Below are 19,716 nucleotides of genomic sequence, written 5' to 3'. Positions count from 1 at the left end.
GATAGAACACAAGGTTATGGTGGACCTTGGCCCCACTAACCAGAAAACATGTCGATCCGAGCAGATCTTTTCAAAGCCACATTCCTCGCCCTGCTGATCAAGCTGACAAGCGCCCAGCTGAACTATCTGATGCTGGTGGTTCTGGCGCAGGCGATGGATATTGAGGGTTATGGCACATTCGCCTTCGGGTTCTCTGCCGCGTTAATACTAGGGCAGATTGCATTGATGGGGCAAAATCAGTTGGTCCTGCGGGTATTGCCCGCGATCACTGGCCCAGAGTCTGCCGTGCAACGATCAGCGGCTATTGCCTTTGGCGCACGCAATGTTGTGGTCGCAGGGATCGTAGCAGGCCTCGTGCTTGTTGTCTTCGGCCTGACAAAGGCCGGCAACACATCCATAGTGGCCGCCGCATTTTTGGTTCTGCCCATTGCCTTTGCCGAGCTTCAATCCAGTGTCCTGCGCACCCAAAATCGCATTGTGAGCGCGCTGGCCCCACGGGACATTCTGTGGCGTCTCACCGTGATTGCAGTGGCGGGGCTGGTTCTGTTGAATATCCTGCCGAAGCTGAGCCCGGTTTGGGCTTTTCTGCTCTGCGCAGGAAGCTTGATTTTCTGGCTTGTTGTGCAAGCTTCGCTCGCTCCGGTCACGCGATATCAAAAGGGTTTCAAAGAGAGTAGCGTGGCGCAACGTCGTGGCTGGTGGGCCATGTCGCAAAGCTTCTGGCTGGCCTCGGTGGTGGTTGTTTCGGGGCCGAACCTTGCCGTGGTTGTGATCGGTCTGATCATGAATCCCGAACAGACCGCGCCATTCTTTGCAGCACTGAAAACCGCGCAGTTGATGACGCTTTTGCTGTTGGCGGCAAACCTCGCTGCGACACCAGTGATCTCCAAGGCCTATGCCGAAGGCGCACATGAAAAACTGCGCAGCATATGCCGGTTGGTCTCGGGCGCGGCGGGTGGATTCGCGGCGCTGGGGCTGGTGGTGTTTTGGGCCTTCGGCGATGTCGTTCTCGGCATGTTTGGGGCAGGCTATGCCGTCGCCAAGCCCGAACTTTTGGTCATGTCGCTGGGCTTTGCCTTCAGCGCCGCCAGCGGACTGAACGGAATCCTCATGCAGATGGCCGGGCAGGAAAAAGCCTTTGCACGCTTGTCTCTGGGTTGGAACTTCGTCGGTCTGGCTGCCCTGATCCCAATGGTCAGTGCCTATGGTACGTTCGGAGGCGCCTGCGCCGTGGCCCTGACGACCATCGCCTGGAATATCCAAGCATGGATATTGTGCCGGTGCCGGATTGGCACAGATCCCAGCCTTTTGGGGTTCCTCCTTCCAGATCCACACCTGCGAATGAAAGTCTGAAGCCATGGCAAACCGGACCCAGCGCGTCGTTCTGGTAATGGATTACGGAGACATTCGCGGCGGGCTTGAAAAAGTGTGCATCGAAAGCGCCCTGGCGCTCAAAGCGGCGGGCAAAGACGTTGTGTTTTTCTGCGGCGTCGCGCCGGTTGATCCCCGGTTACAGGCGGCGGGAATTCAGGTGCATTGCATTGGCGTACAGGATATTGCGTCCGACCCGTCGAAACTCCGCGCTGCGCGAAACGGTCTGTGGAATAATGCCGCCGCCCGTAAACTGGATGAGGTAATCCGCGACACGGAAGATTTGAGTGCCACGGTGGTACATGTTCACGGCTGGACCAAAAGCCTGTCCAGCGCCATAGGGCCGGTGGTGACAGCCCCGGATATTCGCCATGTCTTTACGATGCACGAATACTTCTTTGCCTGTCCCAATGGCGGTTTCTACAATTACAAAACCAATGAAATCTGCAACACGCCCGCCATGGGCCTTGGGTGCCTGAGCACAAATTGTGATCTGCGTCATCCGGCCCACAAAGCGTATCGCGTGGCGCGCAAATTGGTTCAGAGTGCGCGCGGGGGGCTGCCCTCGAAGGTCAGGAACGTGATTTACATCAGCGCGGTGCAACAAGAAGTCATGCAACCGTATTTCCCGCCTTCTACTACGCTTTGGCAGGTCGCAAATCCCGCGGTCAGCGAGAAACGCCCAGCGGTCAACGTGGCGGGCAATACGGATTTCTGTTTTGTGGGACGTCTGGTCGAAACCAAAGGGGCATTGGAGTTCGCAAGGGCTGCACATAGGGCGCGAGTCCCGGCGGTGTTTATAGGTGATGGGCCGCTGAGAGGTGCGATCAAGGCCGCCAACCCGCAGGCTGTCATCCTCGGGTGGAAGCAAGAGGATGAGGTCGTACAGCACCTCCACAATGCTCGCACTTTGGTGTTTCCCAGCAAATGGTATGAATGTCAGCCGCTGGTCCCGATCGAGGCGCAAGCGCTTGGCATCCCCGTGATATGCGGCGACTGGTGCGCTGCGCGGGAAACCGTTTTGCACGAAGAAACAGGCCTGCATATTCGGTCATTGGATGAGGGCGGAGGGTTTGACCACGCCCTGACACGGTTGTCATCTGCCGATTATGCCGCGCAATTGGGGCAGGCAGCCTATGACCGGTACTGGGCCGCTCCCCTGACGATGCAGCGACATCTGGATCGGCTTTTGGGGGTTTACGAGCAGATATAACCGCCCAAATAGCCTATTCCAGCCCCAGGTGATGCCTCAATAAAGCCTTGTCGGCATCGCTGACCCGTTCTGTGTTGGGTTTGAAATAGATCGCCTTTAGCTTCCGCTTCACCCGGACCGGCAGCAACTGACGCAGATGGGTTTTGACCCCGGAACTCATCAGAAAAGCGTTCAGCGTTTTGAAGCGCGGTGCATCCCCAGCGTTTTGTTCGTCGGCAGAGACGTCAAACCGGTTGGGGTCAACTTCAAGAAATGCGGCGATCCGGGCCAAAGTGACGTCGATAGTGCCGATCATGTTCTCGAAAGAGATTTCCAGAAAGTTGTCGGGGCCAAAGACCCGGCGGTACTGGGCAACTGCCGCGTCGTAGCGGCTTTGGCGCAGCAAAAACCGACCGGGCAGGGGGGTCTCACCGTTGGCTTCCGCCTCAATCTCCTGTCGCAGCGACCGGGTGGTGCGACCTGTGCGCGTAGCCAGCCGGTAATGCGACAATGCGCGGGCCACCGGGTCGCGGGTCAGCAGGATAACCTTTGCATCAGGGGCGTAGTCCCGGATATTCTGCGCCGCCTCTGGGCAATGCAGATAGGTGGTTGAGGCATCCATGCGCCAGCGAGATGTCAGCCCCTGAAACAGGTATTCGTACTGCGTGCGCTCTCGGAAAATGGCGAATTGCATCACTTTGGTCGACCGCCGCGCCACATACCTCGCAGGATCCACGTCATTCAGATGGTGCTGGGCGACGTAGTCAGCCGGAAACTCGTGTTGTGAGAAATAATTGGGCTCTTTGATCGGGGGCAGGCCAACATCGGGATGGGACGACAGCCATGCGGCAAGCTGTGTCGAACCGGATCGAGGGGCGGCCACAAGAAAAAGGTTCGGCTTCATTTCTGAACCCCTCCGGGGTGGGCGTTGTGGCTGTGCAACCCGCTTGCCCGTTGTCGTTTTTGTTGGAATTGGTCGAGAACGCCGCGAAGCGCTCCGGCGCTAAAACCGACGTGATTTACAATCGCCAGAAGGGCAGCCAGAGTCCAAACTTCTGCCGGAACGGCGCGTGCGTCACGCCCGGCCAGATAGGCCACCAATGAAACATACCCAAGCGGAACCAAAAGCGCCCAAGGCGTGAACAACCCCAACACAGCAGCCAGCGTCAGTACGGGGACAATTGCCATAGGTAACAGCTGTCGCTTGCTCAGCCGTTCACGATGTTTGGCAGCGGTTCTGACCCGATACCGCCCGTTGCGAAAGAACTGCCGGAACGAGCTTTGCAAGGTCGGGCGCGGGAAATAGTCAATTGCCGCGTCGCCCTCCATGAATATCCGCCCGCCTGCGTGGGTCAGGCGCAGGTCGAACTCGGCATCCTCATTGGCGGAAAATTCGGGATCATAGCCGCCGACCCGAAGATAATCTTCGACACGGAACAGAGCGTGATGCCCGTGGTCGACCCAGCCCCGATACCCTGGGACGCGATGCCGTGCCCCACCGTTTCCCAACCAGATCGAGAACAGATATCTGGCGGCATCCTGTACGCGATTCCCGCCTTGCGTGTGCATGGATACAACCACGCTGTTGGCCCTTGTTGCATGCGCCGTTCTGCAAAGTGTCGAGACGAAGTTCTTTGGATACAGAGCGTGCAGATCGGCCCGAACCAGAAACTCTGCCCCGCGGTCTCGCGCAATCCCGGCGGCCATATTAAGGGCATGGGACTGCAATCTTTGGTTGTTATGAATAAGCTCGATCCGGTCACCAAAAGCCTTGCGCAATTTGTCCTGCGTGCCATCTGAACTGCCACCATCCAGCACAAGAATGTCGTACTCGTCCGCATGGTCATCGCAGAGCAGAGACTCAATCGCGGCAACAGCCCTGTGTGCTTCGTTCAGGCAGGGACAGGCAACGATTACTTTTCGCTCAGGCGACGTGTCTGGCATGGTACTTGTCTGCTCGGTCCGGCCCGGTTTTCTTTTGTGTTAGAGCAGATCGGCGTTGATGTCCATCGCCTTAAGGTTGTGGCATCTTTACTGCGAAATCGCGGGATTGGGGTCATGCGACAGCAGGTCCTGCACCAACGGGTTCGGAAACCGGCGGCGCAGGGTGACGGCGTAGAAGCTTTCCTTGATGCGCGGATGCTCATGCGCCTCGACCAACCGGCCCGAGGTCAGCTCGTCCTTCACCACGATAGGTGCGACCAGCGCCAGCCCGATATCTTCGCGAGCCAGCAGGCGCATCATCGCCATATCGTCGACCTCGGCGGCGATTTGAGGCCGCTCTGACAATCGGCTGGCCATGGCATCGAACGCGGTGCGCACGCTGCTGTCGGTTGTGGGCAAAATAAAGGGCTGATCCCGCAGCAAGTCCTTGATCGGTCGGGTCGGGTCCAGTCGATCCGGCGTTCCGACGATGCTGACGGGTTGTTCGGCGATCTGATGCGTTTCAAACGGTGTCAGACTGTCATCGGGTGGGGGGCGGTTCATTAGCACAAGGTCCAGATTCAGCGTCTCCAACCCCTCCATCAACTCGGTTGGACTGCCGGATCGCAAAATTACCTCGACATCCAGCCGAGACAGAATGGGCCGCAGAAAACCAATCTGAAAGTTGCGGGACAGGGTGGCCAATGACCCGACCCGCAGCGCTTTGCGGGTTTGAACGGTTTCGGTCAGCGTGGCGACAAGCTCTTGTCCGGCTGAGAAAATTGCATCGGCATGGTCCAGCGCGATGCGCCCTGCTTCGGTCAGGTATAATTGCCGCCCGCGCCGCTCAAACAGGTCGTGGCCGAGCCGTTCTTCCAGCTGTTTGATCTGAACGGACAAGGCCGATTGCGACAGGTTCAGCCGCTGCGCTGTGCGGGTCAGGTTTCCGTCATGGGCCACGGCCCAGAAGTACCGCAGATGGTGATAGTTCAATGGCATATCGTTCTAAATAATAGAACGTAACCCGTAGAACAATGAATTTTTAATGACACATAATCTGCCCTAACTACCTGTGCCAAACCCGAGACACAGGGAATGTCGCCATGCTTTACCTCTATTTACCGATACTCAGCCCGCTGATCCTGATTGCCGCCGCGATCTATGCCGGGCGTCATCCGGGCCTGCGCCCTGACCGCGTTCCACAGGTGGCCGAGGCCGCAGGTTTCGCGGCCTTTCTGGTTGCTGCCCTGTCGGCGGTGATGCTGATTGTGAACGGCTCTGGCACCTCGGGCCTGATCGGAGCGTTCGGTGTGGGCCTGTCGGTGCGGCTGGATGCGGTCAGCGCGGTAATGCTGGTGCTGGTCAGCTTTATCGGCTGGGTCGTCCTGCGCTATTCGGCCACCTATATGGATGGCGAAACACGGCAGGGGTTGTTCACGAAGTGGATGGCGTTGGCGCTGGCGTCGGTGCTGTTACTGGTGATGTCCGGAAACCTGATCCAATTGCTGGTGGCATGGACCACCACAAGCCTTGCCCTGCATAAACTGCTGCTGTTCTACCCTGAACGCGCCACCGCCCAACGCGCCGCCCGCAAAAAGGCACTGGTCGCCCGGCTGAGTGAATGTGCACTGGCCGCCGCTGTGATCCTGATGATCGCCGCAACCGGCACCACCGATATCCACACGATCCTGACCACAGTTCAGGCCGGGTGGATGACGATGATGGCAGCGCTGCTGATTGCGGTTGCTGCGGTGCTGGCCTCTGCACAATTCCCGGTGCATGGCTGGCTGACCGAAGTAATGGAGGCCCCAACGCCGGTCTCGGCCCTGCTGCATGCGGGTGTGATCAACGCCGGAGGTTTCCTGCTGGTCCGTTTTGCCGATGTGATGCTAACCGCGCCGGGGGTGATGGCCCTGCTTGTGATGCTGGGCGGGTTCACCGCTCTGTTCGGCGGGTTGGTGATGTTGACGCAGCCTGCGGTCAAAACCTCGCTGGCATGGTCCACGATTGCCCAGATGGCGTTCATGGTGATGCAGTGCGGCCTTGCGCTGTTCCCGCTGGCGCTGCTGCATATCGTGGCGCACTCGCTGTACAAGGCACATGCGTTCCTCAGTTCGGGCGAGGCCGTGCGCAATGTAGCGGCGATCAACCGGCCCGGTCCGATTGCGGTGCCAAGCGCCAGTAACGTTCTGCGGGCGTTCGCTACGGCGATTGTGATTTACGCTCTGGTCGGCCTGCTGCTGGGCTTTGATGGCAAGTCGGTGCAGGCCATCGCTTTGGGCGTCATCCTGATTTTTGGTGTGGCCTACTTGCTGGCACAGGGCTTTGCCGATGCTGCCCCGCGCCAGCTGACTCAGCGGACGGTGGTCTATGCGCTGGTGACGTCGGTCAGTTATTTCGCACTTCAGGTTATCGCGCAGCATCTGACCGCGGGTGCGCTGCCTGCAACACCCGCACCGGGGCCGCTGGAATGGGCGCTGATCGTGCTTGCCTTGCTCAGCTTTGGGCTGGTGGCCGTGGCGCAGGCAACGTTCCCGCTCTGGGCGCCGCATCCGGCCGCCGCGGGCCTGCGGGTACATCTGTCTAACGGTCTCTATGCCAACGCGATTTTCGACAAGCTGCTGGACGGTTGGTCCAAGCGGTCCGCAGCCTGAGAAGGAGCAATTCCATGTTTGCCAAACTCGAATCCTACCCCGCCCCACTGCTGGAACTGGTGGCCGAGGCCAAAGCAGCGGCCAAAGCAATCCCGCCGCTGTTCCCCTTGAACGCGAATGTTGCCGTGAACCCGTTCCTTGGTCAGTCGAATGAGCCGCTGGCCGTCACGTCGGCCCGTCTGGCGCGGGTCGCTGGCACGCGGATCACACCTGACCGGCGGCACTGGGCCGAAAAGCTGGACGTTGGTGAGATCACCGAGGCCGACATCCTTGAGGCGTTGTCTGCAATCGAGGGGCAGTTCAACGTTCCCAGCCTTGGCGATATTCTGACAGCCGTGCGCGAGCTGGCCGAGCAACCTCAGGCTCTGCCTACCGTCGCTGAACTGGCGGCTGAGGTCTCAGGCACCGACTGGCCCGGCCTGATCGAGGATCGCATCGGCATTTGGGCGGCCAGTCATTTCGATCAGGGTCAGGCGCTCTGGCAGCAGGCCCGGACCGGGGGCGCATTCAGCGCGTGGCGCGAGTTTGCCTCGCGCGATTTAACGCCGGAAATTCATGGTTTGAAGGGCTTTGGCGCTTTTGTGGCGGGAACCAACCGCTCGCATTGGCGCGCGATTGGCCGGTCCTCGGAACGGCTGGGGCTGAGCAGTGATGCCGCCGCCACCGCCTATCACCGCTGGCTGAGCACGATGGGAGGCTGGGCGCAATACGCGCGTTACCTGTTGTGGGATGCCGAACTGAAGGGTGGACAGGACAATACTGTGACCGAGTTGCTGGCCCTGCGGATGGTCTTCGATGAAGCTCTGTACGAGTTGTACGAGGACCAGATTGCAGATCGGTGGGCCGAAACTGTGGCCGCACATGAGGCTCCGGTCACACCGACAACCGATTTTGTCATCGACGCGGTATTGCAAGAGGCTGCTGAGCGGGCCCAGCAACGCAAGCTGGCAGAGCAGTTGCTGCCGGGTCCTGCGCGCGCCACCGAAGGTCGTCCGCAGGTGCAGGCAGCGTTCTGCATTGACGTGCGTTCGGAAGTGTTCCGTCGCGCCTTCGAGGCGCAGGATAGTGGCATTGAAACCCTCGGCTTTGCTGGGTTCTTTGGCCTTGCAAGCGCACATATGGCTGCCGGTTCAGACGTTGTCGAACAACGCGGACCGGTGTTGTTGAACCCGGGCGTGGCATCCTGTGCCAAAGAGCCTGCCGGGGCCGAACTGACCCGCCGCTATACCGCGCGGGCTAAGCGGGCGTGGGGTCGTTTCAAATTGGCGGCGGTATCGTCCTTCGCCTTTGTCGAGGCGACGGGACCTTTGTATGCTGGGAAACTGGTGCGCGATGCGTTAGGTCTGGCGGGCAAAGGAAAACCGGAACCGGCCCCTCAGCTGGATCCGAACCTTGCGCTGGAAACCCGCATTGGCATGGCCAAAACGGTTCTGACGGCCATGTCGCTGACCGATAATTTCGCCCGGATCGTCCTGCTGGCCGGTCACGGCGCGGATGTCACCAACAACCCGCATGAAAGCGCCTTGCATTGTGGGGCCTGCGGTGGCCACGCAGGAGACGTCAACGCGAGGTTGCTGGCGGGGCTGCTGAACGATGCCCAGGTTCGCCTTGGGCTGCGTTCGGAAGGGATCAACATACCTGACGACACCGCATTCCTGCCTGCGATGCATTATACCACGACCGACCGGGTCAGCCTGTTCGAGCAGGATCTGCCACTCGGCGACTGGGCCAATGACCTTAAGCAGGTGAAAAAGTGGCTGGCGGATGCCGGACAGCTGGCCCGGGCCGAGCGCGCAGCCCGTTTGCCGCGCGCCAACGCGGCCACCGACATTCAGCGGCGGGCACAGGACTGGGCCGAAACCCGGCCCGAATGGGGCCTTGCCGGGTGCCGCGCCTTTGTCGCAGCCCCCCGTAACCGCACGGATGGTGCGGATCTTGCCGGGCAGGCGTTCCTGCACAATTACGACTGGCGCAAGGATGACGGTTTCGGTGTTCTGGAGCTGATCATGACCGCGCCTGTTGTGGTCGTCAGCTGGATCAGCCTGCAATATTACGGTTCGACTGTCGCACCGCGGCTTTTCGGCGGCGGAAACAAGCTGTTGCACAATGTGGTCGGCGGGATCGGAGTTCTCGAAGGTAACAACGGCGCGCCGCGTCCGGGCCTGCCTTGGCAGTCGGTCCATGATGGCGAGCGCCTGCAACACGACCCGTTGCGCCTGTCGGTGATTATTGAGGCCCCGTGCGAGGCAATGTCGGATATCCTGTCCCGCCATCCCGAAGTGCGCGCCTTGTTCGACAATGGCTGGTTGCATCTGATCGCCATGGACGAAAATGGCAAGCTCGCGTGGCGCTATGACGGTGATCTGTCCTGGACACCTATCCCTGATCGCGCCCCGTCCGATCACGCCATCGCAGCCGAATAATCCGGAACAAAAGCCGGGGCGCAGGATATTCTGCCCCCGGCTTTTCGGATTGGACGGACCGCGTGGTTTCGTTGACATAACAACCGCTTCCCCTGATATTTCCAGATAACAATCTGAAACCCGTGGCCTTGCGCGTCTAAGGGCGGCCGCGACCCATTTTCCGACCGAGGTTTTTATGTCTGACGCTTCTACCGCAAACATTGTTAACGATCTGATGAATGGCGAATTGCGTGCGGCCCACCTGTACTGGCAGGCAGGGGCTTGGTGTGTTGAGCGTAATCTGGATGGCTGCGCAGAGCTTTTGCTGACACATGCAGACGAAGAATTGACGCATATGAAGAAGATGCTGAACTATCTGGTGGATTGCGAATGGCCTATCCGCTTTCACGCCTTGCCGGAACCCAAAGTGGAAACGGAATCAGTTCAGGAGCTGTTTCAGATCATCCTCGATCATGAGAAAAAGGTGACCGCAGGCATCAATGCGGCGGTTAAAGCAGCGCAAGCAGCCGACGATCACAGTACATTTGAATTTCTTCAGTGGTTCGTCATCGAGCAACGCGAAGAAATCAAGACGTTTCAAGGCATCATCGACCGGATCAGACTGATCGGAGATGGCCCGCATTCCCTGTATTACATCGACAAGGAAGTGTCCGAGATATCGGCTAAAATGGCGGCGCAGGGCGCCGGGGCCTGACACATAGCTCAGAGGTCTGATCCTTGGCCCATCGCAGACCGGGGCAGGCGAATGTCAAATACGTCACGGATCTTATCGTCCAACCCCTGCGGTATATGTTGTGGAAAATGTTCGGCAAGCAGGCAGCGGGTCTTGTCCCGCGCCGTGTCGCCGATAGGGTGCGCGCCGTCAGCCTCCCATTCGCGCGGCGGGCGGCGATCGCCCAGATGAGGGTAGAAATAGTCGGATTTCATCCGGGTAAACGTGTGCATGTGACCCAGATAATGACCTTCACCCAAACAGACATTCGCGATGACATCCGCACCGATATTCTCGGCCGAGACCTCGACCCCGCGCACGGTGCGCAGGATGTTTCCCAGCATGTCGTTGTCGATCACATATGCGGAATGGCTGACGCCCAAAAGGCTGGCCTGCATGCCGCAGGACTGGGTGATCAGGTTTGACCCGGCCTGCGCCGCCATCGACACGGCCAGACATTTCTCGGCCCCGTATTGCGCGTCATGAGTCTTGGCGTCGGTGATCCCGGCGATTGAGGTCGTGGGCAGATCGTAATGCCGCCCCATTTGCGCGGCAGCGGCCATCAGGATTGCCTGCTCACCCCCACCGCCGCACATCGACCCTGTACGCAAATCCGCGACCAAAGGCTTGGGGCCGAATAAGGCGGCGACATTCGGGTCGACCAGTTGGGCAAAAACCAGCCCGGCCAGCGTTTCAGCGATGGCTTGGGTCAGCGACCCGGCAATCGTCGCAGGGCTGGTCGCACCTGCTTGTCCGGCCGAGATCAGCTGAACTGGAAACCCCGCGCGGATCGCAAGCTCAAGCACTTCGCAGGCCTCTTCGGCAAAGCGCATGGGCGGCACAACATGGCAGACCATCACGGTCAGGAAGGGGCGGGCGCGAAAGGCGGCCTCTCCGCCTGCAAGCATGTAGCACAGGTCCCGAACCGCCGGTACGTGAGCGGGTTCCGAGATCGAGATCGACACATGTTTGGACGTCCCGGCAATGCAGGCATAGGCGGTGTTTAAATCCATCAAAAGGTTGTCTTCGACGTCGCGTGCTACGATCGAGCGCGAGAAATGGTGAATATTTTCCATCGCGTCGCACAGCCGGGCGGCATCATAGAGGTCCTGCAATGACCCATCCCGATAAGCCCCTGTATCAAGGTCGAAAACCCCCGGTGCCCCGCCGCCTGACGACATGTGGACGCGTGACCCTGACAGATCCAGATCATGCGCGGGGTCTTGCCCGTGCAAAACCACATCGCGGCGCGCGTTTCGGATCGCGCCGCGCACCAACTCCCGCGGGAACAACAGCCGCCCGGTATCCGAAATCGCTCCACCTGCGGCCAGAACCTTGTCGACCATTAACGGGATCGCCTGAGACATCCCAAGCGTTTCCAGCAGGGTCAGTGCGGCCTCGTCAATCTGGACTATTTCGGTTTCGGTCAGAGGGCGGAACCGCCCACCGCTAAGGCCGGGCCAGACCGGAGGCGCCTCGGTTTCCGGGTTCTGCGAGGCTTCCAGCCGCTGGTCGCGGCCGCGTCTGCGTGTTTTTGACCTTGCCATCAGATGCCCTCCCTCCTGTTGTCGCGCCGGCCTAGTGTTTTGCTGTTTTGAACAGGTCCTTGCGCAGGGTCATCAGCGCCTTGGGGTCGATTTTGGCCTGAATGATTGTGGTCTGGTTGCTGGTAACAGCCTCGTCCAGCGCCGTACCCAGCCCACCGGGGCCGTCGACCCAGATCCCCTTGGCACCACAAAGTTCGGCAAATTTGTCGAAACGGGGGGATCGGATTTCCGCGCCCAGCAGTCGTCCGCCGTAGAATTCCTGCTGATAGGCTTTCTCGGCCCCCCAAGCCTCATTATCCAGCACGACGACGATGATCGGCAGATTGTGCTGCACCGCAGTCTGTATTTCGATCATGGTGTAACCGACCGCACCATCGCCCATAACCGCAATTACGGGTCGCTCTGGGGCAGCGGCCTTGGCACCGATGGCAGCGGCCAATCCAAAACCAACCAGTCCGAAATCCAGCGGCGTGATCAGCGAGAGCGGCTGATAATGCGCCAACCGATCGGCGGCTTGTAGGCAGGTATTTCCAGTGTCCAGCGTGACGACGGCGCTCTCGGGCAGAGCGTTGCGCAGCTCTGCCAAGGCCCGGCGGGGGTGCATGGGCAGAGTGTCGATCTGCGCTTCAACGCTGCGTTCGGCCCTCAGGCTGTCCATATCCTTGTGAAACGCTGCCCGCCATTCGTCTGCCTCTGGCCTTGTGCCAGCAACTGTCAGCGCCTCTGCGGTCAGGCGCGCATCAGCTTGCACGGCGATCTCAACAGGGAAATACCGCCCCACGGCCGAGCCTTCCAGATCGACATGGGCAATGCGGGTCTCGGCCCCCACATAATCATTGCTGTGAAAAGTCGAGTTAAAGCCAAGCCGCGCGCCCAGAACGACCATCACGTCGGCCTCTTTGGTCAGGCGGCTGGCCACCCGGTTCCCGCGCGGACCACCCTGACCGGCAAACCAAGGATGCCCATGTGGCATGACATCCGCATGTCCGGTCGACGCGACAACGGGTATCTCAAGCGTTTCGACCAAAGCTGTCAGAGCATCCCGTCCGCCGCTCCATTTGAATCCACCACCGGCAAATATGACGGGCCGTTTCGCCTGCGCCAGCAGGGCGGCGATGGCTGAGACATCCTCGGGCGCGGCGGGGCCGGGGCGGGCGATTTTGACCGGTTCCGGATCGCTTTCGGGAATCAAATCGGCGAACAGATCACGGGGGACGTGCAGAACCACAGGCCCTTTGCGACCTGAGTTGGCCAGCCGGATCGCATCTTCAAGCATCGCGGGTAAGCGAGCGGCGTCACTGACCATGACGGATCGCTTGGAAATGGGCGCGAACAGCGCGACCTGATCGACCTCCTGAAACGTATCTTTGGCATGGTCACAGCGGCTGATGGCTCCGGCGATCACCACAAGGGGCGAATAGGCCAGATGCGCCTCAGCCACTGCGGTGACGATATTGACGACCCCAGGCCCGGCCTGTGCACCCAGCACGACGCCGGGTTTGCCGGTCATGCGCGCCCAAGCGTCGGCCATATGCCCCGCTGCCCGTTCGTCCCGTGCGCCGACATAGGAAATGTCACCGCCCTTATACATGGCGTCGTAAAGTTCCAGCATAGAGCCCCCAAGCAACCCAAAGACGGTATCAATGCCATTGGCTTTCAGAACGCGATAAACGGCTTCGCCGCCGGTGATTGTGGTCATTCTGTTTCTCCTGCCAAAGCGTGTGGCGCGTTCGCTGCTGTCGGGTAGGGTTCGGGCAAATCCGCGCCCCGCAGGCGCAGGTTTTCGGGATCGAACAACGCTTTGTCATGAATGGTGAGCGCATATTCCCGGTTCAGAAGTTGTACACTCAGACCGGCGCGAGGGGTGCCCTTGCGCACAAAGACGAAGGCAAGGCTTTTGCCGATGGTATAGCCGTAACCGCCAGACGTGGTCAGGCCCACGGGTTCACCATTCAACAGCACCGGCTCGCCACCATGTACGTCTATTCCGGTACTGTGGACTTCTGCGTAGAGCAGTTCCCAATGGGTGTGGTCCCGATTGGCCAGAGCGGCCTCTTTGCCGATGAACTCCCGACCCTCATTGCGGAAAAAACGATCCAGTCCGACATCGAACATCCCAACATCGGTGGTCAGTTCCGCAGAGGCGCGATACGCCTTTTCCATCCGCAGGCCGTTAAACGCATAGCTGCCCAGATCGACAAGCCCGTATGCGGCACCGACCTCATGCAGCTTATCGTAGAGTTCTCCGATCCGGTCCAAGGGCAGGTGCAGTTCCCACCCCAATTCGCCGGTGAAGGCGACGCGCAGGGCATAGCAGGGGATGCCAAACACTTCGATCTCTCGCCCGGACAACCAACGGAAACGGTCGTTCGACAAGTCTGTATCCGTAGCGTGGCTCAGAATGTCGCGGCTGGCCGGGCCGGACAGGGCCAGCATCCCCCAATCGTTCGAGAGGTTGACCACCTGCACATCTTCTCCGGGCCGGATATGCGAGCGGATCCAGTCGAAGTCCGGCGTCGCGCGCGCGATGGCTGAGCCTATGAAATAGCGCTCTTTGTTGACGCGCCAAACCGTGATCTCGGTTTCGAAGCGGCCCTTATCGGTCAGCAGATGGCACAAGGCGATGGACCCTTCGCGGGCCGGTATCTTGTTGGCCGAGAGACGTTCCAGCAAATCACCCGCGTCTTTGCCCGTGATCTCGAACTGGGCAAAGGCACAAAGATCAATCACCCCGGCACCCTGCCGCGTGGCAATGGCCTCACGCTCCGCGTTTTCGTGCCAGTTCTGGTGGCCCCAGCCGATCTGTTCGACCTCACCCAAGGCACCGAAATAGCGAGGCCGTTCCCAGCCCGCGACCTCACCGAACACCGCACCCTTGGCGGCCAAGCGGTCATACAGTGGATGCCGTCTCACGGGCCGCAGGCTTTCGAACTGCTTTCCGGGGCAGGGCGTGTCGTGGCGACGCATGAACTCGTCTTTGGTGCGCTCGACGATATAGGTGTCGGTCGCGAAGCCGCCGTAGCGCCGAGGGTCCATGCTGCGTGTATTGATCTCGGTTTCGCCATGTACCATCCAGTCGGCCAGCACTTTTCCGGCCCCGCCGCCCCAGGCCAGCCCGATGGATGACCCGCAGGACAGCCAGACATTGGGCGCACCGGACGGGCCGACCAACATGCCCCCATCGGGCGTATGCGTGATAGCCCCGCGAACAACACGCTTGATTCCCAGATCGGCCAGAATGGGCATCTTGTCGAAGGCCACCATCAGGAAATCGCTGATGCTGTCATAGTCGGCCTCGAACAGCTCGTTCTCGGCTTTCCACGGCGCGCCTTGCGGCATGGTCCAGACCGTGGGGCAGACATGACCTTCGTAGATTCCGATCAGGCCGGACATTTGTTCCTGCCGGATATAGCCGCCAAAGGCGTTGTCGCGCATGACCGGCAGTTCCGGCCGATCCTGAAACTCGGGCACCGTATCCGTGACCAGATAATGGTGCAGGCACGAGACCGAGGGGATTTTTAACCCGAACCATTCACCCACCTGATTGGCGTAGGAACCGGCAGCAATCACCACATGTTCGGCCAGCACGTTGCCCTTTTCGGTACGCAACAGCCACATATCGCCCTTGCGGCTGGCCCCGACGACCTGATTGCGTCGCTCAATCTTTGCGCCACGCGCCCGCGCCGCGGCGGCCAGCGCCATGGTCACGCCCGAGGGGTCGATATGCCCATCCTCAAAAGTCTGAACGGCGGCCTTGACGTCATCCACTTTGTAAAACGGGTTTCCCCGGGCGACCTCTTCCGGCCCAACCAGTTCCATCGGCAGGTCAAGCAGTCTGCCGACGCCCATGATGGATTTCATCCAATCCACCTCATCATCCGTGGTGGCGATGCGAAACCCTCCGACCTCGTGCCAGCCGATGCTTTGGCCGGTTTCCCGTTCGACACGTTTGTAGGTCTCGATCGAGGTCTTGTTGATCCAACCGGCGATACGGCTGCCGACCGCATGGGCAATCTGTCCCGCTGCGTGCCAGGTTGAGCCGCTGGTGAGTTCCGCCTTTTCAAACAGGATGGTGTCGGTCCAGCCGTTCTCGGCCAGTTGGTACTGAGCGGCAACACCCATGATCCCGCCACCGATAATGGCAACCTGTGTTGTGCGTGTCGTGTCAGTCATATGCAAACGCCTCTTTGGCGGGTTTTAGTGAGGCGCGGGCAGAAAAACGGGTGCAGGCGATTTCGACCTCGAAACCGCTTATGACCTGCCCGGTTGCCAACAGGTCCAGAGGTGCTTTGATCATCGCCAATGCGACGGAACGACCAAAGCGATAGCTCCACGCGGCCGAGGTGATCTGCCCGACGACCTGACCCTGATACCAGATCGGTTCGTCATGGATTGGGATGGCGTCGGGGCTGTCAAAGAGCATCGACACGATGCGCCGGGCCGGTTTTTCGCCGCGCTTCGCCAACAGGGCGTCTTTGCCGACAAAGTCACTGTTCCAGCCAATGAACGCCTCGGTTCCGGCCTCAAACGGCGTTATGCCGGGCGTCATCTCATGCCCCCAGGCCCGAAACCCGCTCTCGATCCGCAGGCTGGCACTTGCAAACAGTCCCGCGTGGCTGGCCCCGGCGGCGAGCAGCGCCTCATATGCAGCCATTGCCATGTCGGCAGGCACATACAGCTCGAACTCATCCTCTCCGGTATAAGACAGCTGCCCCGCCCAGCCGCGGGCCAAGCCGAATTCGACAGGCGCGAAGTGAAAGCGCCGGATCTTGGGCAGCACATCAGCGGATGCTTTTTGCAGGACCGTTGCCGCTTGCGCCCCGGCCAGCCCGACAATGGCATAGCCCGAGGTTACGTCGGTAAATTCGACCCTAAAATCGCGCTTGCAGTCGCGCAGGTGTTTCATGTCGCGCACGACCTCTGCGGCCCCCACAATCATCAGATAACGATCCGCGCTGTGACGTTGCACGGTAACGTCTGATTCAATACCGCCCTGCGCATTCAGGATTTGGCTGTAGACGATCCGCCCTTTTGGCACGTCCATCTCTGCCGCACAGACATGGTTGAGGAAATCACAGGCATCCGGCCCCTGAATCCAGATTTTACCAAAGGCCGACTGGTCCAGAATGGCGGCCCCGTTTCGACAGGTTTCTACTTCGATACCCACCTGATCCCGCCATTTGGGCACACCAAATGTCAGCGGCAAATGCGCCTCGTCGCCTCCAAAATGTTCCGCCCTTTCCCATCCGGCGCGCGAAACGAAATGCGCGTTGGCCTGTCGCAACCCGAAATGCAGCGGCGACCGGCGCTGGCCGCGTGCGCTGTCCATCGAGCGCCCAGGATAAGCAATGTCATAGTGCCGTCCAAGCACCTCGGGGATGCGGGACTCAAGTGCGCCCAGAACGTTCATTTCGGGGCCGAAGCGGCGTATATCGGCCTCGTTTAGCTCCATCGTCGGGCCGCCCGCAATGATCCATTCGGCCATCGCCTTGCCCGCGCCCCCGGCCAGCGCAATACCGGTCGAGTTCATGCCGCCCATCAGGAACAGCCCCGGCACTTCGGGGCTTTCCCCCATCATGAACTGGCTGTCCAGCGTAAAGCTTTCAGGCCCGTTCAGCAGCATGCGCACCTCGGCCTTTTCCAAGGCAGGTATCCGATACAGCGCGTTCTCCATCATGGGCATAAAGTGGTCCCAGTCTTCATCCAGCAGATCAAAACTGAAATCGCGCGGTAGACGGTCCAACGGCAGGCCCTTGGCACCGGGTTCAAAACTACCCACCAGAAGCCCTTCGACGTCGTCGCGCCCATACAGAAACCCATCCTGATCATTCAACGTCGGCAGATGCGCGCCTTTGCCAAGGGCCTGAATCTCGGGCAGGGGTTTGGTCAGGATGTAGAAATGTTCACAGGCATAAAGCGGCATATGAGCGCCAGCCATGGCCGCAACCTCGCGCGACCAGAGGCCACAGGCGATCACGACCTCATCCGTTTTGATGACATGGTCATTGATCTCGACGCCACAGATGCGCCCGTTCTCTTTCCGTAGCCCCGTCACCCGCGTGTCTTCAAAAAACCGAACGCCGCGCGCCTTGGCCCCTTTAGACAGGGCAAGCGCCACGTCCGAGGGGTTCACCCGACCGTCCGCAGGGGAATAAACCGCGCCGATGACATCATCCGTATGCAAAAGCGGCCACAATTCTGCGACACGCTGTTTGTCAACCACCTCGGCTTCGAGGCCAAAGGCTCGGCCCAGACTGACCTGACGTTTGAGTGTGGTCAGACGGTCTTGGTTCGTTGCGATTGACAAGGACCCGGTCTGAAGCCAGCCGGTTTGCTGGCCGGTTTCGGTTTCCAGTTCCTTATACAGATCAATGGAATAGTTGATCAGCCGTGTCAGCGTCGCTGAGGGGCGCAGGCGCCGGACAAGACCTGCCGCGTGCCATGTTGTACCCGAAGTCAGCTTGGACCTTTCCAGTACCACGATATCTTTGCGGCCTTCGCGGGCGAGATGATAGGCGACGGAACAGCCAATGACGCCGCCGCCAATTATGACGGTGCGGGCTGTATGAGGCAGGGCGCTCATGCAGGGATGACCCCGGTTTGGTCCAGATTGGCCAGTGTGTCGTCGAAGATCCCAATGGCCTCATCAATCAATTCGGGGCTGTGCGCCGAGGACGTCACGCATGAGGTAAACGACATGAAGTCGACCCCACGGTCCAGCAACCCATTTCGCAAGCCATGAACAAGTTCAGACGGAGCCGAGCGGATCTGCGCCGCGCTCAGTCCGTCGATGGACGTGTCGCCGAAATACAGGTGACAGGTTGAGCTGTCGCCATAAGCCAATGCTCTGATCTGGCGTGTCCGGAAACACTCGTTGAGGCCATCCCGCAGGCGTTTTGCCATCGCGTCAGCGTGGCTTTGCACTTCGCCGGTCGCCAGCAGTTTCATCGCGGCAATCGCGCCCGCAGCCACCAAAGGCGCTGCATTGAACGTGCCCTTGTGGCTGACCGGAGGGGCCAGACCATCGCGGGATGTTCCGGGGTTCAGCAGATCCATGATGTCGCGACGCCCGCAGACAATCCCGCCGGGCAACCCTCCGGTCGCGATCTTGGCCAGTGTGGTCAGGTCCGGTACCACATTGTCACGCGCCTGACGTCCGCCGGGAGACCAGCGGAATCCGGTGATGACCTCGTCAAAAATCAGCACCCGACCCATGCGCGTCGTCAGATCTCTGAGCCTGTGCAGAAACCCATCTGGCAGTGGAACCGACCCGTAATTCGCGCCCGAGGCTTCGACGAAAACTGTTCCAATGTCGGGATCGGCTTCCAGCAGGGCCGAGATCGCTTCGATTTCGGGCGGCGCAACCACCGTCAGATCCGAGATAGCTTTGGGCACACCCAGCGACGGCGCGCCGTCATGTCCCGGCTTTGCCCCGGTCAGCAGCAGGTCATGCCAGCCGTGAAAGTGGCCATCAATGCGCAGGACCTTGTCCTTGCCGGTAAAGGCCCGTCCCAGCCGCAGGGCCAGCATGGTACTTTCGGTGCCAGACCCGGTAAAGCGTACAAGCTCGGCCGAAGGGACAAGGCGTTGAATCCATTCGGCCCATTCAAGCTCAAGTAAATGGCAGTCACCGGTATAGGGTGTGCGGGCAAGTTGCTGGGCGACAGCTTCGGTGACGGCAGGGTGACAATTGCCCAGTATCTGACTGGCTGCGCCCAGTTTGAAGTCGATATACCGTTTGCCATCGACATCCCATTTCTCCGCCCCAAAAGCGCGCTCGATGTAAATGGGATAGGGGCGGCGGTACCGCAGCTCGTGACTGACGCCGCCGGGCAGGGCAGCTTGGGCGCGGGCGGCCAGATCGGCATTGGCTGACATCGGTGCGGGCATTTGC

13 protein-coding genes are annotated in these 19,716 nt (G+C 60.1%); 5 read left to right on the top strand and 8 right to left on the bottom strand.

The genetic code is table 11. The annotated features are described in order from the left end of the window. Positions 1-48: 48 nt before the first annotated feature. Positions 49-1,353: a lipopolysaccharide biosynthesis protein gene (locus ACOQOY_RS02630; RefSeq protein ID WP_420583934.1), complete on the top strand. Its 1,305-nt coding sequence runs from the start codon at positions 49-51 to the stop codon at positions 1,351-1,353. Positions 1,354-1,357: 4 nt separating this feature from the next. Next, the gene (locus tag ACOQOY_RS02625) at positions 1,358-2,584 is read left to right on the top strand and encodes a glycosyltransferase family 4 protein (protein WP_420583933.1); all 1,227 of its coding nucleotides are present in this window, start codon (positions 1,358-1,360) and stop codon (positions 2,582-2,584) included. A gap of 13 nt (positions 2,585-2,597) precedes the next feature. Here the strand turns inward: ACOQOY_RS02625 and ACOQOY_RS02620 are convergent, their stop codons facing one another. The 3 genes from ACOQOY_RS02620 to ACOQOY_RS02610 form a co-directional block, all read right to left on the bottom strand. Continuing rightward, a complete protein-coding gene (locus tag ACOQOY_RS02620) occupies positions 2,598-3,467 on the bottom strand; it encodes a sulfotransferase family protein (RefSeq protein ID WP_420583932.1) in 870 nt (289 codons plus the stop codon). Then, positions 3,464-4,507: a glycosyltransferase gene (locus ACOQOY_RS02615; protein ID WP_420583931.1), complete on the bottom strand. Its 1,044-nt coding sequence runs from the start codon at positions 4,505-4,507 to the stop codon at positions 3,464-3,466. Before ACOQOY_RS02615 ends, ACOQOY_RS02620 begins: the two co-directional genes overlap by 4 nt. Positions 4,508-4,594: 87 nt before the next feature. After that, complete coding sequence (locus ACOQOY_RS02610; RefSeq protein WP_420583930.1) at positions 4,595-5,485, bottom strand: LysR family transcriptional regulator; 891 nt, start codon at positions 5,483-5,485, stop codon at positions 4,595-4,597. A 104-nt stretch (positions 5,486-5,589) separates the two neighbouring features. On the opposite strand from ACOQOY_RS02610, the gene ACOQOY_RS02605 reads away from it, so the two are divergent. From ACOQOY_RS02605 to ACOQOY_RS02595, 3 genes are all read left to right on the top strand, one after another. Further along, the gene (locus tag ACOQOY_RS02605) at positions 5,590-7,140 is read left to right on the top strand and encodes a proton-conducting transporter membrane subunit (RefSeq protein WP_420583929.1); all 1,551 of its coding nucleotides are present in this window, start codon (positions 5,590-5,592) and stop codon (positions 7,138-7,140) included. Between the two features lie 14 nt (positions 7,141-7,154). Then, on the top strand, positions 7,155-9,563 hold the full coding sequence (locus ACOQOY_RS02600) for a YbcC family protein (protein WP_420583928.1): 2,409 nt from the start codon (positions 7,155-7,157) through the stop codon (positions 9,561-9,563). A gap of 175 nt (positions 9,564-9,738) precedes the next feature. Continuing rightward, positions 9,739-10,257 carry a ferritin gene (locus tag ACOQOY_RS02595; RefSeq protein ID WP_420583927.1) on the top strand — a complete coding sequence of 173 codons (519 nt, stop codon included), beginning with the start codon at positions 9,739-9,741 and terminating at the stop codon, positions 10,255-10,257. 8 nt (positions 10,258-10,265) lie between these two features. Here the strand turns inward: ACOQOY_RS02595 and ACOQOY_RS02590 are convergent, their stop codons facing one another. Genes ACOQOY_RS02590 through ACOQOY_RS02570 form a run of 5 tightly spaced genes read right to left on the bottom strand, consistent with a single transcriptional unit; the run spans position 10,266 to position 19,712 of the window. Beyond that, positions 10,266-11,822, bottom strand: coding sequence for a trimethylamine methyltransferase family protein (locus tag ACOQOY_RS02590; RefSeq protein ID WP_420583926.1), 1,557 nt, complete (start codon positions 11,820-11,822; stop codon positions 10,266-10,268). A 31-nt stretch (positions 11,823-11,853) separates the two neighbouring features. Further along, positions 11,854-13,521 (bottom strand): thiamine pyrophosphate-binding protein, encoded by a 1,668-nt coding sequence (locus tag ACOQOY_RS02585; protein ID WP_420583925.1) that lies wholly within the window; start codon positions 13,519-13,521, stop codon positions 11,854-11,856. Then, complete coding sequence (locus tag ACOQOY_RS02580; protein WP_420583924.1) at positions 13,518-15,995, bottom strand: GcvT family protein; 2,478 nt, start codon at positions 15,993-15,995, stop codon at positions 13,518-13,520. Before ACOQOY_RS02580 ends, ACOQOY_RS02585 begins: the two co-directional genes overlap by 4 nt. After that, complete coding sequence (locus ACOQOY_RS02575) at positions 15,988-18,405, bottom strand: GcvT family protein (RefSeq protein WP_420583923.1); 2,418 nt, start codon at positions 18,403-18,405, stop codon at positions 15,988-15,990. Before ACOQOY_RS02575 ends, ACOQOY_RS02580 begins: the two co-directional genes overlap by 8 nt. Then, entirely contained in the window at positions 18,402-19,712 is a 1,311-nt protein-coding gene (locus ACOQOY_RS02570) for an aspartate aminotransferase family protein (protein ID WP_420583922.1), read from the bottom strand. The genes ACOQOY_RS02575 and ACOQOY_RS02570 overlap by 4 nt, the downstream gene beginning before the upstream one ends. Positions 19,713-19,716 lie beyond the last annotated feature (4 nt).

The organism is Ruegeria sp. (genome assembly GCF_965221235.1).
GTDB lineage: Bacteria > Pseudomonadota > Alphaproteobacteria > Rhodobacterales > Rhodobacteraceae > Ruegeria.
The sequence above is the reverse complement of the archived record's forward strand: the minus strand, read 5'-3'. Positions and strand labels throughout refer to the sequence as shown.